The sequence below is a fragment of the Candidatus Mycobacterium wuenschmannii genome (assembly GCF_030252325.1).
Classification (GTDB): Bacteria; Actinomycetota; Actinomycetes; order Mycobacteriales; family Mycobacteriaceae; genus Mycobacterium; species Mycobacterium wuenschmannii.
Genome location: NZ_CP126981.1, coordinates 2,733,800 through 2,751,380, shown reverse-complemented (window position 1 = coordinate 2,751,380; position 17,581 = coordinate 2,733,800). Strand labels below are relative to the sequence as shown.

General features: G+C 71.9%; 9 protein-coding genes. All 9 read left to right on the top strand.

Annotated elements, in window-relative coordinates:
- The first annotated feature begins 267 nt into the window (after nucleotides 1–267).
- The 9 genes from PT015_RS12975 (at nucleotide 268) to PT015_RS12935 (ending at nucleotide 17,506) form a co-directional block, all read left to right on the top strand.
- Nucleotides 268–3,021 (top strand): helix-turn-helix transcriptional regulator, encoded by a 2,754-nt coding sequence (locus PT015_RS12975; RefSeq protein WP_285184929.1) that lies wholly within the window; start codon nucleotides 268–270, stop codon nucleotides 3,019–3,021.
- Between the two features lie 35 nt (nucleotides 3,022–3,056).
- Nucleotides 3,057–3,332: a hypothetical protein gene (locus PT015_RS12970; protein WP_285184928.1), complete on the top strand. Its 276-nt coding sequence runs from the start codon at nucleotides 3,057–3,059 to the stop codon at nucleotides 3,330–3,332.
- A gap of 67 nt (nucleotides 3,333–3,399) precedes the next feature.
- A complete protein-coding gene (locus tag PT015_RS12965) occupies nucleotides 3,400–3,816 on the top strand; it encodes a hypothetical protein (protein WP_285184927.1) in 417 nt (138 codons plus the stop codon).
- A gap of 77 nt (nucleotides 3,817–3,893) precedes the next feature.
- Nucleotides 3,894–4,247 carry a hypothetical protein gene (locus PT015_RS12960; RefSeq protein ID WP_285184926.1) on the top strand — a complete coding sequence of 118 codons (354 nt, stop codon included), beginning with the start codon at nucleotides 3,894–3,896 and terminating at the stop codon, nucleotides 4,245–4,247.
- Between the two features lie 2,800 nt (nucleotides 4,248–7,047).
- Nucleotides 7,048–10,713 (top strand): hypothetical protein, encoded by a 3,666-nt coding sequence (locus tag PT015_RS12955; protein ID WP_285184925.1) that lies wholly within the window; start codon nucleotides 7,048–7,050, stop codon nucleotides 10,711–10,713.
- Nucleotides 10,714–10,725: 12 nt separating this feature from the next.
- Complete coding sequence (locus PT015_RS24800) at nucleotides 10,726–11,022, top strand: hypothetical protein (protein WP_285184924.1); 297 nt, start codon at nucleotides 10,726–10,728, stop codon at nucleotides 11,020–11,022.
- A gap of 215 nt (nucleotides 11,023–11,237) precedes the next feature.
- Nucleotides 11,238–11,927, top strand: a complete 690-nt coding sequence (locus PT015_RS12945) for an O-methyltransferase (RefSeq protein WP_285184923.1) — start codon at nucleotides 11,238–11,240, stop codon at nucleotides 11,925–11,927.
- Between the two features lie 13 nt (nucleotides 11,928–11,940).
- Nucleotides 11,941–12,699 carry a siderophore-interacting protein gene (locus tag PT015_RS12940; RefSeq protein WP_313824327.1) on the top strand — a complete coding sequence of 253 codons (759 nt, stop codon included), beginning with the start codon at nucleotides 11,941–11,943 and terminating at the stop codon, nucleotides 12,697–12,699.
- Between the two features lie 280 nt (nucleotides 12,700–12,979).
- Nucleotides 12,980–17,506 (top strand): cytochrome, encoded by a 4,527-nt coding sequence (locus PT015_RS12935; protein WP_285184921.1) that lies wholly within the window; start codon nucleotides 12,980–12,982, stop codon nucleotides 17,504–17,506.
- Nucleotides 17,507–17,581 lie beyond the last annotated feature (75 nt).

Sequence of the window (17,581 nt, the reverse complement as noted above, 5' to 3'; positions counted from 1 at the left end):
CGTCGCCGGCGGGCGTCATCATCGACATCCCTTCGCAGGCGTTACTGAAACGGTAAGGAGCGTCCGTGGAGATGTCAATACCAGCGGTACCGGGTACTTGCGGTATCTGTCCGGCGCCCGGTTGCCCACCTGGGTCGTCATTGGCTGCGCAGTTAACTCCGCGCGGCTCATAGCGGATTCAAATGATGTTTAAAAGACAAAAGGCCCTGTGAGTCCCCTGTAGGTTATCTGCCAGATTCCGGATGGCGATCTTGAGGGGGATTGCTGGTGCGGCAGGCGGACGTGCATGCGGTGCATGAATTCCTGGACCGTACTTTGTCCGGACCAGCGGGGATGGTCATCGAGGGCGAAGCGGGCATCGGCAAGACCACCTACCTATTGCGCGTTGCCGAGGCCGCCACAGCACAGGGTTTTCGGGTGCTCTCGACGGCGGGTGCGCTGACTGAGGCGCGGTACGCCTATGCCGCAGTCGCCGACCTGCTCGAGACCGTCGATCCCGCCGTCATCGCAAACCTGCCGGCGGTGCAGCGCACGGCACTGGAGCGGGTCCTGTTGTTGACCGGCGACGGGCCGCCGACCAACGAGCGGACCGTCGCCGCCGCGTTCCTGTCGGTGCTGCAGCACCGCGGCTCGGGGGCGCCGATCTTGGTCACCATCGACGACGCGCAGTGGCTGGATGTCTCAAGCCAGGTGGTGTTCGGCTACGCGGCGCGGCGCCTCACCGGCCGGATCGGGGTGGCGGTCAGCGTTCGGATCGGCGAGCCGCGCCGCAACGAGACGCCGGGCTGGTTGCGATTCGCGCGGCCCGATTCGGTGGCGCGGATCAGGTTGCAGCCCCTGCCGCTCGGTGGCGTGCACGCGCTGATCTCGCAGCGGCTGGGGCGAACGCTGCCGCGCCCGGTCATCACCCGTATCCACGAAATATCAGGTGGTAATCCGTTTTTCGCGCTCGAGATGGCTCGTGCGGTTGCCGACGAGCCGTCGCGCGGCGTGGTAGGTCTGCCGGATTCCCTTGCCGCACTAGTGCGTCAGCGGATCGGCCGGCCCGACGATGAGCTCAGCGCAGTGCTGCTGGCCGCGTCGTGCGCCGTCTTTCCGACCGTCGAGCGGTTGAGCCGCGCCATCGAATTGAGCGTCGATCGCGTGGTTGAGGTGGTCGAATCGGTCGGGGCGTCCGGTGTCGTCGAGTTGGACGGCAACAAGGTCCGCTTCTGCCACCCGTTGTTCGCCCGCGGTGTGTACAGCGGCGCCAGCCCGCCGCAGCGCCGGGCGATGCACCGCAGGTTCGCCGACACCGTCGAGGAACCGGAGTTGCGGGCGCGGCATCTCGCGCTGTCGGCCACCACCGGTGACCCGGCGATGTTGGAGGCGCTCGACAAGGCCGCTGAGGTGACGATGGCGCAGGGTGCCCCGGCGGCCGCAGCCGAGTTGCTGGATCTGGCAATCAAACTCGGGGGAGACACGTCGCTGCGTCGCATCCGCGCCGCCGAGCACCACTTTCGGTCCGGCGCGCTGGATCAGGCGGGCGTGCGCCTGCAGTCGACGATCGACCGTCTGACACCCGGCAGCAGTTTGCGCTGCGTCGGACTGATGCTGGTTGCCGCCATCACCGGTCACGACGACAGCATGCTTAACGCGGTCGCCGCGCTGACGCAGGCGGTCGCCGAGGTCGACGACCCGGTGCTGGCTCTGCAGGGTCGACTATTGCTGGCGCCGGCCACCGGACTGATCGGAGAGATGCAGGAATCCGTCGAGCACGCGCAGGCGGCCGTCGTCGAAGCCGAGCGGCTGGGTCTCGACGGCCTGGTCAGCCAGGCGTTGACGATGTGGGTCACCGTCACCTTCATCCACGGTCTGGGATTCGACCGGTCGGCGTTACAACGAGCGCTGGAGCTGGAAGACCCAAACGGTTGGGCCGGAGCCACTTTTCAGGCGACCGCGGTGGCGGCGGTGGCCGCCGGCTGGGCCGGCGAACTGGTCGACGCCCGCGAACAGATGAGAAAGGTGCAGCGTCGTTACCTGCAGGAAGGCACCGAGATCGACATCCTGTGGGCCGACCATCACGCGACGATGATGGACATCTGGCTGGGTCGGTACGGCGACGCCACGGCCGGCGCCGAGGACGCCGTGCAGCGTGCCGAGCAGTTGGGCGGCAAGCACATGCTGACCACATCGTGGACGTGTCAGGCCGCCGCCGCCGCGTACACAGGTCGTGAGGACGAGACGCGGCAGGCCGCGCGGTCGGCGATCGATGCGGCGCAGTCCATGGGCACCTTCCATTTGCTCGCGCCGGCGATGACGGCGCTCGGATTTCTCGAGGTGTCGCTGAGCAACTATGCGGCCGCGCTCGCCGTGCTGGAGCCGGTGCTGGCGTCTTTCGACCCGGCCCACGACACCGAAATCATGGTCGGCGCTTACCTTCCCGATGCGATCGAGGCGCTGACCGCGCTGGGGCGGCACGACGAGGCCGAGCCGCTCGTTGAGGCATTGGAAAGTGCTGGGGTGCAGCATGATCGGCCGTGGCTATTGGCCGTCGGCGCACGCGGCCGAGGCCACGTGCTCGCCGCGCGAGGCGATCTCGAGTCGGCGGAGAGTGCCGCGCAGAACGCGCTGAGCCATCACCAGCGACTGCCGATGCCGTTCGAGTTGGCACGCACCCAGTTGCTGCTCGGTCAGATCCAGCGCCGGCGGCGGCGCCGGCAGGCGGCGGAGACCACGCTCCAGGAGTGTCTGGAGATGTTCGAGCGACTCGGTGCGCCGCTGTGGGCCCAGCGGGCCCGGGGCGAGTTGGAGCGGCTGAACATTCCGGTCGCCGATGGTCACGGACTGACCGCCGCCGAACGACGCGTCGCCGAACTCGCGGCGTCCGGAATGTCTAATAAGCAGATCGCCGCCGAGTTGTTCATCGCGCCGAAGACCGTCGAAATGAATCTGAGCAATGTGTATCGGAAGCTGGGCATTCGGTCCCGCGGCGGGCTCGCGGGTGCGTTAAATCCAGGGAACTCCCAGGGAAAGCCCTGATTCGCGGCGGCCGATTGCAAGGTAACGTCGTACACGTGTTCAGTAGCGAGCAGACCGAACCGTGTTACCTGGTCGAGTGGTACCAACCCGACCTGGTTGCGATGTCTTTCAATAAGGCCGTCGAGCGGTTGCAAAGGGTGGCCGACGCCGCGCGCGTCCGGTTATTGGGCGCGCTGACTGCCCCCAGCGATGACACGATCTACGGCGTGATTGCCGCCGACTCCGCCGAGGCAGCCATCGAGGCATGCCACCAGGCCGGGTGGCACGCCGACCGCGTCACCGCCGTCGTGCGGGCTCAGCTTCCCGCCTGACCCTCCTGCTGACTACCAGGGAAATCCCTGTATCGCGTATGTGGCGCGCGGGCATAGCGTCGGTGCCATGGTGAAGAAGACTGTCGCGTCGCCGCTTATTGTCGGTGCTTCTGCTCTGCTGCTGTGGATGCCGGTAGCCAACGCCGACGAGCCCGACTGCGATCAGGTGCCCGCCGATCAGGTGCAGCAATGCCAGCAGGACAAGGCAGCGGCAGCCGCGAACAAGGCCATTGGCGAGACGAAGCAGGGCGTCGACCAGGCCAAGCAAGCCGCGGATCAAGCAAAGCAAGCCGCGGACCAGGCGAAGCAGGGCGCGGATCAGGCGAAGCAGGCGCCGGAGCAGGGCAACAAAGCCATCGACCTGGCCGACAAGCACTGCTGGCTCATCAACGGCGTCCCCACCATGTGGTCGCCCGGACTCTTCACCACCGTCGGCCAGACCGCCGAGCCGTGTTATTCGCATTTCGGGCTCACACCGCACTGAGACTGCGCTCAGATTCAGGCCGAATGCCAGGGAAATCCCGGTATCGCGGCGCCGCCGCCACGCCTAGCGTCTGCCTCATGATTAAGAAATCCGTTGGCATCACGGTGTTTTCGTTGTTGGCCGCCGCTTCCATGGCGTGGCTGCCGGTCGCGGCTGCTGACAACCCGAACGACTGCGACCAGCAGCCCCCGGAACAGGTGCAGCAGTGCAAGGAGAAGCAGGCCAAGGGGATCGTCGACGACGTCCTCAACAACGCCAACCGCGGGAACAATCAGCAGCCCAACAGCGGCCAGGATCGCAACAAGCCTCTCACCGGTGGCGCGTGGATGTACGTCAACGGCGTACTGACGTGCGTGCCGAACGGAGCCGTGTTCCGCAACAACGAGCGGCTCGACTCCTACATCCCGCCCAACGGTGATCCGCGCTGCTAACGCGCCCCACTAACGTCGCCCACATCGATTGCAAGGGAAATCCCTGTATCGACGCGCGCGCGATCGGCCTAGCCTTCGGCTGAGCGGCTACCTGAGATTTTCCAAAGACTAGACAAAGGAAAACCTGAGCCGCCCGAGTTGAAGGGTGCGGGATGGCTGGTCGGCGGGGTAGCAAGCGCAATCGTCAATCGCGAGGGGCCGTCGCGCGCCGCGTGCGCGCGGTCGGCCTGGGGGCGAGTGCCGGCGCGCTGTTAACGCTTGGAATGAGCTCGCTTGCCGCGGCGCCGGTGGCGCGCGCCGACGTCTTCGACCTCGACTGGATCACCGATGTGCTCGGGCCGAGCCTGGCAGGCGCTATGGAGAATCTGGCCGATCCGGCCGCGCTGCAGGTGTTCCTGGACCCCGCCGCATGGGACACCTTCCTGGCCAACCTCGCGGATCCGACGACCTGGGCGCCCAGCGCAGACCTGGCCGGTCTCGCGCCCGCGGCCGGTAGCGATCCCTTCGTCGACCTGCTCGCGAACAGTTATGCGTCGTGGCATCAGGCCGGCCAGGACTGGATCGAGAGTCCCTTCGGCATGTGGGTGGACAACAACCTGATCAACCCGTTCGGCGAGGCGGTGTACGGCCACATCCTGATCGGCAACGGCGCTGAGGGCATCGATGGTGGGTCGCTCGCCGATGCCGCGGGCGGGGACGGCGGCCTGTGGTTCGGCGACGGCGGAATGGGCGGGACCTCGCTCGAGGGTATCGGTGGTGACGGCGGGGACGCCTTCTTCTTCGGCGACGGCGGCCAGGGTGGTCTGGGGATCGACGGCGGCGCGGGCGGTGACGGCGGTGCCGGCGGCCTCTTCATGGGCCTGGGCGGCGGCGGCGGTGCGGGCGGTGACGGTGGCTCCGGTCTGGCTGCCGGCTCCGGCGGCGACGGTGGGAATGCCGTCGCCTACTTGTTCGGCAACGGTGGCGATGGTGGGCTCGGTGGCACCGGCATCGGGGCCGGGCAGCTCGGCGGCGACGGCGGCAACGGCGGGGCGGGCGCGGCGTACGGCGACGGTGGTGACGGCGGCAACGGCGGCGTAGGGGCGTTGGGAGACAACAGCATTGGCGCTGCCGGTGGCCACGGTGGTGACGGCGGCATCGGTGGCTCGCAGTCAGGTGATGGCGGTGACGGAGGGTTCGGCGGCGTCGGTGGGGCCGGCGCGTCGGGCATCGTGGGCAAGGACGGCGACGCCGGGGTCGCCGGGATCAACAACGGGGTTGGCGGCAACGGAGGCGACGGCTACGGGAACGGCTACGACGGCGGTCAGGGCGGCACCGGCGGCAGCGGCGGCGCGGCGGCGCACGGCAGCGCGGGGCTCAACGGCGACGGCGGTAAGGGCGGCGACGGTGGTGCCGCCGGTACGCCCGGCAACGGCGGCACCGGGGCGACCGGGGTCTGGGGTGAACACGGCTCGGGCGATCTGGACGGTGCCGGCGGCGACGGCGGCAACGCCGGCGACGGGTCGATCGGGACGGCCGGGCACGGCGGTCTGGGTGGCTTGGCCGGCGGGGCCGGAGCGAGCAACGGCGAGTCCGGAGGCGATGGTGCCGCCCCCACGTCGACAGACATTCACGGCGGTGCCGGTGGCGCCGGTGCACACGGCGACGCGGCTCATCCGAATGGCGGGCACGGCGGCGACGGTGGTGACGGCGGCTCGATCGGCTCCGGTGGCGCCGGCGGTGCGGGCGGGGCGGGCGCGAATGGGGCCGCCCCACCGTCGACCGGTTTCGCCCGGTTCGCGACGCTCGAAGAAGCCGACCCGTACACCGGTGGAGTTGGCGGCAACGGTGGTGTCGGAGGTGACGGCGGAGCGGGTGTCACCGGCGGCGCGGGCGGTGTCGGCGGCGCGGGAGGTATCGGAGCGCCCGGCACCGACGGGGCCGACGGTCCAGACGGCGTGACTCCCGGCAGCGCCGGAGGCAATGGCGAGGACGGTGGCGACGGGTTCGCTGGAGGGCACGGTGGCGCCGGCGGCAGCGCCGGCCTGTCCAGTGACGGATCCCTCGGTGCAGCCGGCGATGGCGGGGCCGGTGGCGCGGGAGGTGCGGCGGGCGCGGCCGGCGCCGGCGGCGTGGGTGCAGCGGGCGCCTTCGGCTACCCCGGCTCCGGTGGTGTGGACGGTGCTGGCGGTGACGCGGGCGCTCCCGGCCAGGCCGGCGCGGCGGGTGCCGGTGGTGCCGGCGGCCAGGCGGGTGCCGGTGCTGGCGGCGAAAGTGGAGCTGCCGGCACTGCGGGCAGCGCTACGCCGAGCGACGGTGGCCCGGTCAATCAGGCGGCAAACGGTGGTGACGGCGCCAACGGCGACGCCACGCATCACGACGGCGCGCCCGGCGGCAGGGGCAGCGACGGCGTCGACGGCACCGGTCAGGCCGGTGGCGACGGCGGCCGCGGCGGTAACGGCTATGACGACGGCCGAGGGGGTGACGGTGGTGCCGGAGGCCGGGGCGGTAGCGGTATCGCGGGCGATGCCGACAACGTCGACGGTGGTGTCGGCGGACTGGGCGGCAGCGGCGGCGCCGGCGGAGACGGCGGCACCGGAGGCGGCAGTGGCGGCAACGCCGGCGCCGGTGGGTCCGGCGGCGCGGGTGGCGACGGCTTCAGTCTCAACTCTGACGGGCTGGCCGGTGGCAATGGCGGCGCGGGCGGTGCCGGCGGGGCAGCGGGCGTGGGCGGCCTGGGCGCCGGCGGCGGAGCCGACGGGAGTGGCAATGCCGGGGGCTGGGCGGCAATGGGGGTAACGGCGGGTCCGGTGGCGCCGGGGTGTCCGGTCCGACGCCGACAGACGGTGGCGTCGGCGGTCAGGGCGGCGATGGCGGAGCGGGCGGTCTCGGCAACGGCAACTTCCCGTCGGGTGCCGGCGGTAACGCCGGATTCGGTGGTGACGGCGGTCGAGGTGGCGACAACACCGGTTCTGTCGCCGGCGCCGGCGGCGGCGGCGGAGCGGGCGGCGACGCGGGAGCGCCCGGCCTCGGAGGTGCGGGTTCTCTCGACGGCTTGGGTGCCGCCGGCGGTGCCGGCGGTGCCGGCGGCGCGGGTAGCTCTCCGCTGATCGGCGACGGCGGGGCAGGCGGCGCGGGCGGTCATGGCGGCGACGGCCTCGCGGGCGGCAGTGGTGGCCTCGGGGGTGTGGGCGGCAACGGCGCGGCGACCGGCGGGCCGAACGGTGGCCCCGGCACTGGTGGCGTGGGCGGCGCGGGCGGTGACGGTGGCGCCGGTGCGGCCGGGCACACCGGAGCGGCCGGTGTGCTCGGGGTCGAGCAGGGCAAGGGTGGTGTTGGCGGCGACGGTGGGCCCGGTGGGGCGGCCGGTCACGGTGGCAACGGTGGCAACGCCGGGGTGGCCGGCGACGGAACCGTCGGCACGGCCGGTTGGGGTGGCGCCGGCGGTCAGGGTGGAGCAGCAGGAGCGCCAGGTGCCGGCGGTGACGGTGCCGATGGCCAGTTCGGGTTCCTCGGCTCCGGCGGCCAGGACGGCGCCGGCGGTGATGGCGGCGCTGCAGGAAACTTCGGCCAGCCCGGCGCCGGCGCGTTGGGCGGATCGCCTGGCGTCGGCAACGATGCCTATCAAGGGGCGACCGGTGGCGAGGGTGCGGGCGGCCCCTACAGCGGAGTCCAGCTCGACCAGCAGGCGGGCAGTGGCGGTAACGGCGCCGACGGTACGGTGGCGCACCCCGACGGCGCCAACGGTGGCAACGGCGCTGACGGCGCGGACCGGACCGGCCAGGCCGGCGGTGACGGCGGCGCCGGCGGCAAGGGCTACGTCGACGGCAACGGCGGCAATGGCGGCGCCGGCGGCCACGGCGGCAGCGCTGCCACACCCCCTTACTCGCCAGTCAACGGCGCCTACGGCGGTGACGGCGGAGCCGGTGGCCACGGCGGGGCCGGTGGTGACGCGGGCAGCAATTCCGGTAACGGCGGCACGGGCGGTGCCGGCGGTTACGGCGGCATTGGCGGTCAGGGCGACCAGGGCGGTTCCATGGGCCAAATCCCCGGCGGCGACGGCGGATCCGGCGGTGCTGGCGGCGGTGGTGGCGACGGTGGGGCCGCCGGTGCGAACGCCGGCTACGGCGGTGCTGGTGGCGATGGCGGTTACGGCGGCAACGGGTCCGGCGGCGGCTTAGGCGGGCCGAGCGGAGATGCCGGTGATGGTGGTGACGGTGGTGCCGGGGGTAATGGCGGCGCGGGCGGCATCGACGGCCTTCGCGGAGGTGCCGGCGGTTACGGCGGCGACGGCGGCAACGGCGGACAAAGCCTGTTAGCCCTTGGCAACGGCGGAGACGGCGGCAGCGGCGGCGACGGTGGCGATGCGGGGCGCGGCGTCGACGGGGGCGCCAGCGGCCACGGAGGCGACGGCGGAAACGGGGGCGGCGGTCTTCAGGGCATGACGTCCAACGTCGGTGGCGGAGATGGATCCGATGGCGGCGCCGGCGGCAACGGCGGGGCCGGCGTTGACGGTGTCGGCGGAGGCAATGGCGGCAACGGCGGCAACGGAGGCGGCGGTGCCAGCGAGTCCAGCGGCGGCCTGAGCGGCCACAACGGTGGAAACGGTGGCGACGCCGGCCGCGGTGCCGACGGCGGCAGCAACGGTTACGGCGGCAACGGCGGGTTCGGCGGGCACGGGAGCGCCGGCGGCAACGGCGTCGCCGGGACCGCAAGCCAGGTGGACGGCGGCGCCGGCCAAGCCGGTGCGCCCGGCGGCAACGGTGGAAACGGCGGCGCCGGAGTCGACGGCTCGCACGGCGGCAACGGCGGCGACGGGGGCGGCGGTGGAACTGGCGGCGCCGGCGGCGATGGGTACAGCTCCACTACGGCTGGCGTGGCCGGTGGTAATGGCGGCGATGGTGGGGCCGGCGGGATGTCGGGAACCTCTGGTCAACCGGGCGCTGGAGGCTCCGACGGAACGGTCAACGGCGGCTCGGGCGGCCGCGGCGGCGACGGTGGGGCCGGCGGGCCGGGTTCGGCCGGTGGTAACGGCGGCGACGGCGGCAGGGGTCTGGATGGAGCGAGCGGCGCTTTCGGCGGCGCCGGCGGTAACGGCGGCGCCGGTGGCGACGGACTGTCGGGATCGTCACCAGCCGATGGCGGCGCGGGTGGTCATGGCGGATCCGGCGGAGCCGGTGGCAACGCCTTGGACCACCTCTTCACAGGCGGCTTCGGTGGCGGTGGCGGTGACGCCGGTAATGGCGGCGCTGGTGGCTTCGGCGGCGATAACACCGGCGACCTCACCGGTGCCGGTGGCAACGGCGGCGCCGGCGGCGACGCGGGGATCGCGGGCGCTGGTGGCTCTGGTGATTTGGCGGGTTCCGACGGTTTCGGTGGCGTCGGCGGTGCCGGCGGCGACGGCGGTGCGGGCAGCTCTCCGTCGATCGGCGACGGCGGCCTCGGTGGTTCCGGTGGTCACGGCGGCGACGGTTACGTCGCCGGTAGCGGCGGTGCCGGCGGACAGGGTGGAAACGGCGCCGCGGGAAGCGCCAGCAATGGCGGCGACGGCGGTCAAGGTGGCGCGGGCGGCGACGGGGCCGCAGGGGGCGACGGCAGACCGGGACTGATATTGGCGGACAACGGCACTGGCGGCCAGGGCAGCGACGGTGGCGCGGGCGGCGCCGGAGGCCAAGGTGGGCAGGGCGGCGACGCTGGGACTGCGGGCGACGGAAGTGTCGGCGTGGCCGGCGACGGCGGGGCCGGCGGCCAAGGCGGCGCGGCCGGTGCGCCCGGCGCGGGTGGTGACGGTGCTCAGGGGCAGTTCGGCTTGATCGGGTCCGGCGGGCAGGACGGTGCCGGCGGTGACGGCGGGGCTACCGGAAACTTCGGTCAGGCCGGGGCGGGTGGCCAAGGTGGGCTGGGGGCTACGTCGGATCCGGCGGCCTGCAAGGCGCGGCCGGCAGTCCCGGGACCAGCAGCGCCTCGATCAGCGGCACCGCCGGCAGCGGTGGCGCCGGCGCAGACGGCACGGTCGCGCACCCCGACGGGGGCGCTGGCGGCAACGGGGCCAGCGGCCTGGCGGGTACCGGGCAGGCCGGTGGTAACGGCGGTCACGGCGGCGCGGGCTATGTCGACGGCAACGGTGGGGCAGGCGGTGCCGGCGGCAACGGAGGTAGCGGCTATACACCGCCCTACGCGCCGCTCAACGGCGCGGACGGTGGTGCTGGCGGTGCCGGCGGCAATGGCGGAATCGGCGGCGATGCCGGGATTCACTCTGGCAACGGCGGGGCGGGCGGCGTCGGGGGTAATGGCGGCGTCGGCGGCCAGGGCGATCAGGGCGGCGGCAGCCAGCTGGACAACATCCCAGGCGGAAACGGCGGAGCCGGCGGTGCCGGTGGCAACGGCGGCGGAGGTGGAGCAGCCGGTGCGACCGCCGGAACCGGCGGCGCGGGCGGCGCCGGCGGGAACGGGGCTACTGGCAACGTCGGCGGTCCGGGGTCCGTGACCGGCAGCGCCGGTGACGGCGGGAACGGTGGGGCTGGCGGCGACGGGGGTGCCGGCGTCGCTGGGGTGCGTGGTGGTGCAGGAGGAGATGGCGGAGCGGGCGGCAATGGGACCAGCAACTTCGTTCCCAACATCGGCAATGGCGGTGCCGGCGGCGACGGCGGTGACGGCGGCGCGGCCGGCCATGGGCTCGATGGCGGCAGCAACGGCGTCGGTGGCGACGGTGGCCGCGGTGGCGACGGCAGCTTCGGAGTCCTCGACAGCAACGGTGGGAACGGGGGTGCCGGTGGCGACGGCGGTGCTGGCGTAGGCAATGCCGGCGGAGGCGACGGTGCGAATGGCGGCCACGGCGGCACGGCCAGCAACGGCGCTCCGGGCAGCTCGGGTGTGCCGGGTAGTCCCGCTAGTGGCGGATCCGGTGGTGCGGGCGGCGCCGGTGGTGCCGGCGGATTGAATAGCTGAACGGAGCCGTTGACACCTGACATAAATTAGGTAAGCCTAACCTTAACTGAGGTTAGGGGCTCAATGGATTCACTTTTCGCGGCGCCAGTAGCGGACGTACTGACGCGACTGTTCGACGAGGCGCAGGCGCAGGACGGGCCGCTCCATGAGCGGTTCGCCGAGGTCGCGGCCGACCCGGTGGCGCTCGCCGATTTTCTGGCCTTCGAGGCGAACGACTACAAGGGCACGTATCAGCAGCTCGCGGGTTACTACCTGAACGTCAGCGCCGAGTTTGGCGAGTTCCTGTATGTCTGTGCGCGGGCGCGGCGGGCCCGCCACGTCGTGGAATTCGGCACGTCGTTCGGCGTCTCGACGATCTATCTCGCGGCCGCTCTGCGTGACGGTGGCGGCGGACGGCTGATCGGAACTGATCTCGAGCCCTCGAAGGCCGATCGGGCCCGCGAAAACCTCTCGGCCGCAGGACTTTCCGATCTGGTTGAGATTCGCGTTGGTGACGCGTTGGAGACCTTGCGCGACGATGTGGACGACGGCATCGACCTGGTTTTACTCGACGGGGCGTTCAGCCTGTACCTGCCGGTGCTCAAACTCCTCGAACCGCGACTGGCCCCGGGGGCCTTGGTGATCGCCGAGAACGCCGTCGAGGAATCGGGTGAGTACCTCACCTATGTGCGCAATCAGCGACATGGCTATCGCACCGTAGCGCTGCCCTTCGGGGGCGAGCGCGGCAACCAAATGTCAGTCAGAACAATCTGATTCGGAGACCACAGTGCCAACCCTCATCGACGCGTTCCCGCTGATCAAATCCTTGCGCGACGCCGTGTTCCTGTCCGCAACCGTCAGCGACACCGAACAGCTCACGCCGACGCTGCGGCGTATTCGATTCAGCGGCAAGCGATTACAGGGCTTGACGTGGGCACCTGGGCAGCACGTCCGACTACAGGTGGCGGGGCTGGGCGAGTCGCTGCTACGCCTGCAACTGCACGACGCGCTGCGCACCTACTCGATATACGACGTAGATCCGGAGCTTGGCACTCTCGATATCGTCATGTTCGATCACCGGGAGACCGGCACGCCCGCAAAACGCTGGGCAAGCGCCGTCGCTGTTGGTGACAATGTCCAATTCACAAAGCCGCAGGGCAATCTCGTGATCCGCGGCGATGCTCCCTATCACCTGTTCGTGGGAGACGAGACCGCATCGGTCGCGTTCGCCGCGATGCTGCGCGCCCTGCCTGCGAGCGCCGATGTCTACGGCGTAGTGGAAGCTGCGGCCCAACCCGATCACCTGCCGCTTGCCCGTCCGCTGCAACAGGTGCAGCGCGGGGAGGCGTCGGCGAAAGACTCGGTCGTGCTCGCCGAAGCCGTGCGCGAGCTCACGCTGCCCGACGATCCTGGGGTGGCCTATCTGGCCGGTGAAGCACGCACGATTCAAACCGTCCGCAAGATCCTCGTCGCCGAACGTGGTTGGGACCGGCGGAACATTCGCACCTCACCCTTCTGGACGCCGGGCCGTAGCGGATTAGAGTGAAACGGCGCGCGCCCGTCGTTTCTATGAGTTTGCCGAGGATGCGGATGCCAGGGTTTTCCCTGTATCTATAACCGCCTGTCCCCTTTAGCGTCGGGCGCGCGGCTTCGCTGAGAATTTCCCAAGACAATGCGAAGGAAAGGCTTAGCCGCAGGACTGGGGAAAGCGTCTGATGGCTGGCCGGCGGGGTTGCAAGCGGAATCTTCAGGGACGAGGGGTCGCATCCCGCAGCAGCCGAGCCATAGCCGTAAGTGCAAGTCTCGGTGCAGCTTTGGCGTTTGGTATGAGCCCCCTAGGTGCGGCGCCTGTCGCGCGAGCCGACGTGCTGACCGACTGGATCGAGTTGATCATCGACCCGATGGTTGAAGCGGCGCCGCCGGTCGAGGCGTTCGACATGTCGGCCTGGCTGGACCCGTCGGCGTGGAACCTGGATTGGGCCGGCACCGACTGGATGAGTCTGTTTGCTGGGTCGGCCGTTCCTTCGCCCGAGGTGGTGTCATTCGACGACTGGTTCAACGAGGCCGTCTACTCGCCGCTGCACACCAGCATCCAGGACTGGATCACCAGCCCCGAGGGGCTGCAGTTCGGTGAATTCGTCAACACCTGGTCCGGTCAATTCCTGATCGGCAACGGAGTCGACGGGACAGAGCTGACCCCCGACGGTGGGGACGGCGGTCTGTGGTTGGGCGACGGCGGCGACGGATGGTTCGGCGGCGACGGCGGCGACGCGGGGTGGTTCCTCGGTGACGGTGGCGACGCCGGCGGCCTCGAACCCCAGTCCGAGCTGAGCCTCCTCGCTGTCGGGGATTCGCCGGTCAATGGCACCCCGGGTGAGGCCGGTAACGCCGCGTTCCTGTTCGGCAATGGCGGCAACGGGGCCGACGGAACCGACGGTCTCTACGGCGGCGACGGCGGCGCGGGTGGCGCTGGTGGGGCAGGCGGCTACTTCTTCGGACTCGGCGGCAATGGCGGCAACGGTGGCGACGGCGGTGCGGGCACCGAACTGAACCCTGACGGCGGCAGCGGCGGTGCCGGCGGCGCCGGCGGTGTTGGTGGCCTGTACTTCAGCAATGGCGGCAACGGTGGTCTCGGCGGGAACGGTGGAGAGGGCTACACGTCCCTGGAAACCGCCTTCGGCGCCAACGGCCTCAACGGGGGTATCGGCGGCAACGGCGGGGCCGGGGGTGCGGGCGGTGCTGGCGGCTTCTTCTTCGGCGCCGGGGGCAACGGCGGCGACGCCGGCTTCGGTGGCGCCGGGGGCGACGGCGGTAACGGCGGAGCCGGCGAATTGGGCAGCTTCATGAACGGCGGCACCGGCGATGGCGGTAATGCAGGTGACGGCGGTACCGGTGGAGCCGGCGGGCTCGGCGGTGTCGGTGGGGACGCCGGTAAGGGCTCGTTCGCCAGCGACGGCACGACCGGTAATGGCGGCGCCGGTGGTGCGGGCGGCGACGCCGGGGCTGGCGGAACGGGTGGCGCAGGCGCGCTGGGGACGTTCGATCATCCCGACGGCGGCGACGGCGGCGACGGTGGCGACCCGGGGACGTTCGGGCTCGGTGGCACCGGGGGTGCCGCCGGAACCGGCGGGCTCGGCGGCGGAACTGTGGGTGGCGACGGCGCCGACGGCAGCGCCTCCACCGAGCTCGCCAACGGCGGCAACGGCGGTAACGGCTACTTCAACCTGACCACGGGCGGGACGGCGGGCAGCGGCGGTGACGGCGGTGACGGCGGCGCGATCGGTAACGGTGGTGACGGCGGTAGTGGCGCCAATGGGATCCGCACGATCGGCGACGGCACCCCGGGCGGTCACGGCGGCGACGGTGGGAACGGCGGCCTTGGCGGTTCGACGTCGGGCAACGGCGGCGCGGGAGGCGTTGCCGGCAACGGCGGCGACGGTTACTCGGGGTCCGCCAGCCATGTCGACGGCGGTGCGGGTGGTAACGGCGGCAACGCCGGCATCGGCGGCACGGCCGTGAACGGAACGGCGGGGTCGACGCCGACCAGCGGTGGCGACGGCGGCAACGGTGGCGCGGGTTACAACGCCTCGACCGCGGGGGCATCGGGCGGTAATGGCGGTGCCGGTGGCAACGGCGGTTCGGTCGGTAGTGGCGGCGACGGGGGCAAGGGCGGCAACGGGTTTGCCGGCACGGCGGGCACCAACGGCCCAGCGGCGACGACCGCGGGCACCAACGGTGGTAGCGGCACGATCGGTCAGGCCGGCGGCTCTGGCGGTAATGGCGGCGCGGGTGGCCTCGGCGGGTCGACATCCGGCGACGGCGGTAACGGCGGCGCGGGCGGTGCCGGCGCAAACGGGGGCGCCGGCGGGTCCGGTATGAACGGCGCAGCAGGCTCGGCAGGCTCGAACGGTGGCGCGGGTGGTAGCGGCGCCAACGGTGGAGCGGGCGGCAACGGCGGTAACGGCGGAGCAGGCGGGACTGCTGCGAACGGTACGGCGGGCCAGGCCGGGGTCGGCGGCAACGCCGGCAGCGGCGGCAACGGCGGTACTGCGGGCAACGGCGCGACAGGCGGCGCCGGCAATTCCGCCAACCCCAACGGTGGAGCGGGCGGTAACGGCGGCAACGTCGGGACGGGTGGTTCGGCCGGTACCGGAGGCAGCGGTCTGACACCCGGATCGACGGGAACCGCCGGGTCGACGCCCGTCAGCGGCGGCAACGGCGGCAACGGCGGCAACGGCTTCAACGCCACGACGGCTGGCGCCAGCGGCGGCAACGGTGGCGCCGGCGGAAACGGCGGCAACGTCGGCAACGGCGGCACAGGTGGCAACGGCGGCAACGGGTTTGCCGGCGCGAACGGCACGAACGGCCCGTTCGCGACGACCGCAGGGGCCAACGGCGGCAGCGGCACCATTGGTCAGGCCGGTGGGTCGGGCGGCAACGGCGGCGCCGGTGGCCTGGGCGGTTCGAACGCCGGCAACGGCGGTAACGGTGGTGCCGGCGGCGCGGGCGCCAAGGGTGGTCTCGGCGGCTCGGGCGTCAACGGCGCAGCGGGAGCCGTCGCTTCGAACGGTGGTGCCGGCGGTAGCGGCGCCGACGGCGGCGCGGGCGGCAATGGCGGCAACGGCGGAATCGGTGGGACTGCGGCGAACGGCACTGCAGGCCAGGCCGGGGCCGGCGGCAACGCCGGCAACGGTGGTAACGGCGGCAGTGCGGGCAACGGCGCCCTGGGTGGCAGCGGCAACGCCGCCAGTCCCAACGGCGGCGCCGGGGGTAACGGCGGCAACGTCGGCAACGGTGGCGCGGCCGGCAACGGCGGCACCGGGTCGACTCCCGGCTCGAACGGCACAGCCGGGTCGACCCCGACCAGCGGTGGCAACGGCGGTAACGGCGGAGTCGGCTACAACGCCACCACTCCGGGTGCGCCTGGCGGCAACGGTGGTGCCGGTGGCAACGGCGGCAACGTCGGAAACGGCGGAAACGGCGGAATCGGCGGCTATGGAGCGGCCGGCGGAAACGGCGCCAGCGGCAGCACGCCGGGCACTCCCGGCGCTGCGGGTGGAAACGGTGACAACGGTCAGGCGGGCGGAGCCGGCGGCAGCGGCGGTGCGGGCGGTAAGGGTGGCTCGACCTCCGGCAACGGCGGCATCGGTGGAGGCGGCGGCAAGGGCGCGAACGGCGGCACCGGCGGAAACGGGGCTACCGGTGCGGTCGGTGCAGCAGGCTCGAACGGTGGCGCCGGCGGGCTGGGCGGTACCGGCGGTGCCGGCGGCAATGGTGGCAACGCCGGCATCGGCGGCACGGCCGCTAACGGCACTGCGGGCGGATCCGGCGGCGGCGGTAGCGCCGGCAACGGCGGTCAGGGTGGTAGCGGCGGTAGCGGCGGTAGGGGCGGCGACGGCTATGCCGGCCAACCCAACGGCGGCAACGGCGGAAACGGAGCGAATGTCGGCTCCGGCGGAACCCGCGGTCTGGGTGGTACCGGGTCCGTGCCCGGCGCAAATGGAAACCCCGGTGCGAGCGGGTCCTTCGGCGGTAGCGGTGGCAGCGGCGGCGATGGATACGACCCGCTGAACGGCGACGGCGGCAATGGCGGGTCGGGCGCCTACGGCGCGGTGCGCGGCGGGTACGGCGGCAATGGTGGCGAAGGCGGCTATCCGGCTGGTTCCACAGTCGGACACCCCGGTGGTGACGGCGGTGACGGTGGCGCGGGTGGCTCGAGCGCGGTGACTGGCGGCAACGGGGGTTACGGCGGTTACGGAGGATTCGGTAACGGCGGTAACGGCGGTAATGGCGGCAACGGCCTGCAAACCGGCGGGACGGGCGGATCCGGAGCTGCGGGTGACCTCGGAGGACGCGGTGGTAACGGCGGCTTCGGGGGTAGCACTTCCGGCGGCCAAGGTGGTGCCGGCGGCATCCAAGGCAATGGCGGCACCGGTGGCGGCAACGGCGGTGGTGGTGGCGGCGGTGGCGGCGGCAGCTACCTGGGCGGCGTCGGAGGAGACGGCGGTGCCGGCGGAACCGGCGGCAGCGTCGTGGGCGCCAGTACCGGCAGCGGACCTGCCTACTTCTACTCCGCGGGCACCGGCGGTGACGGCGGAACCGGGAGCGTGGGCGACGGCGGCGACGGCGGCGCGGGCGGCATGGGTGGAAACGACAGCTATGGGTCTGACACCTTGGCCGGCGGCGCCGGCGGCAACGGTGGCGACGGCGGTAACGGAGGCACGGATCCTGGACCGCTCGGTAACGGCGGTAACGGCGGTGCCGGCGGTCCGGGAGGCTACGGCGGACCTGGTGGCACGGGTGCCTTCGGAACGCAGGGAGCGGCCGGCACGCCGGGGCGCAACCTGCCGTAGGTCGCCCGTTTGACCCACTTGACGAATGCGAGGGTTTTCCCTGTATCGAATGTGAGGGACATCGACATACCGGCG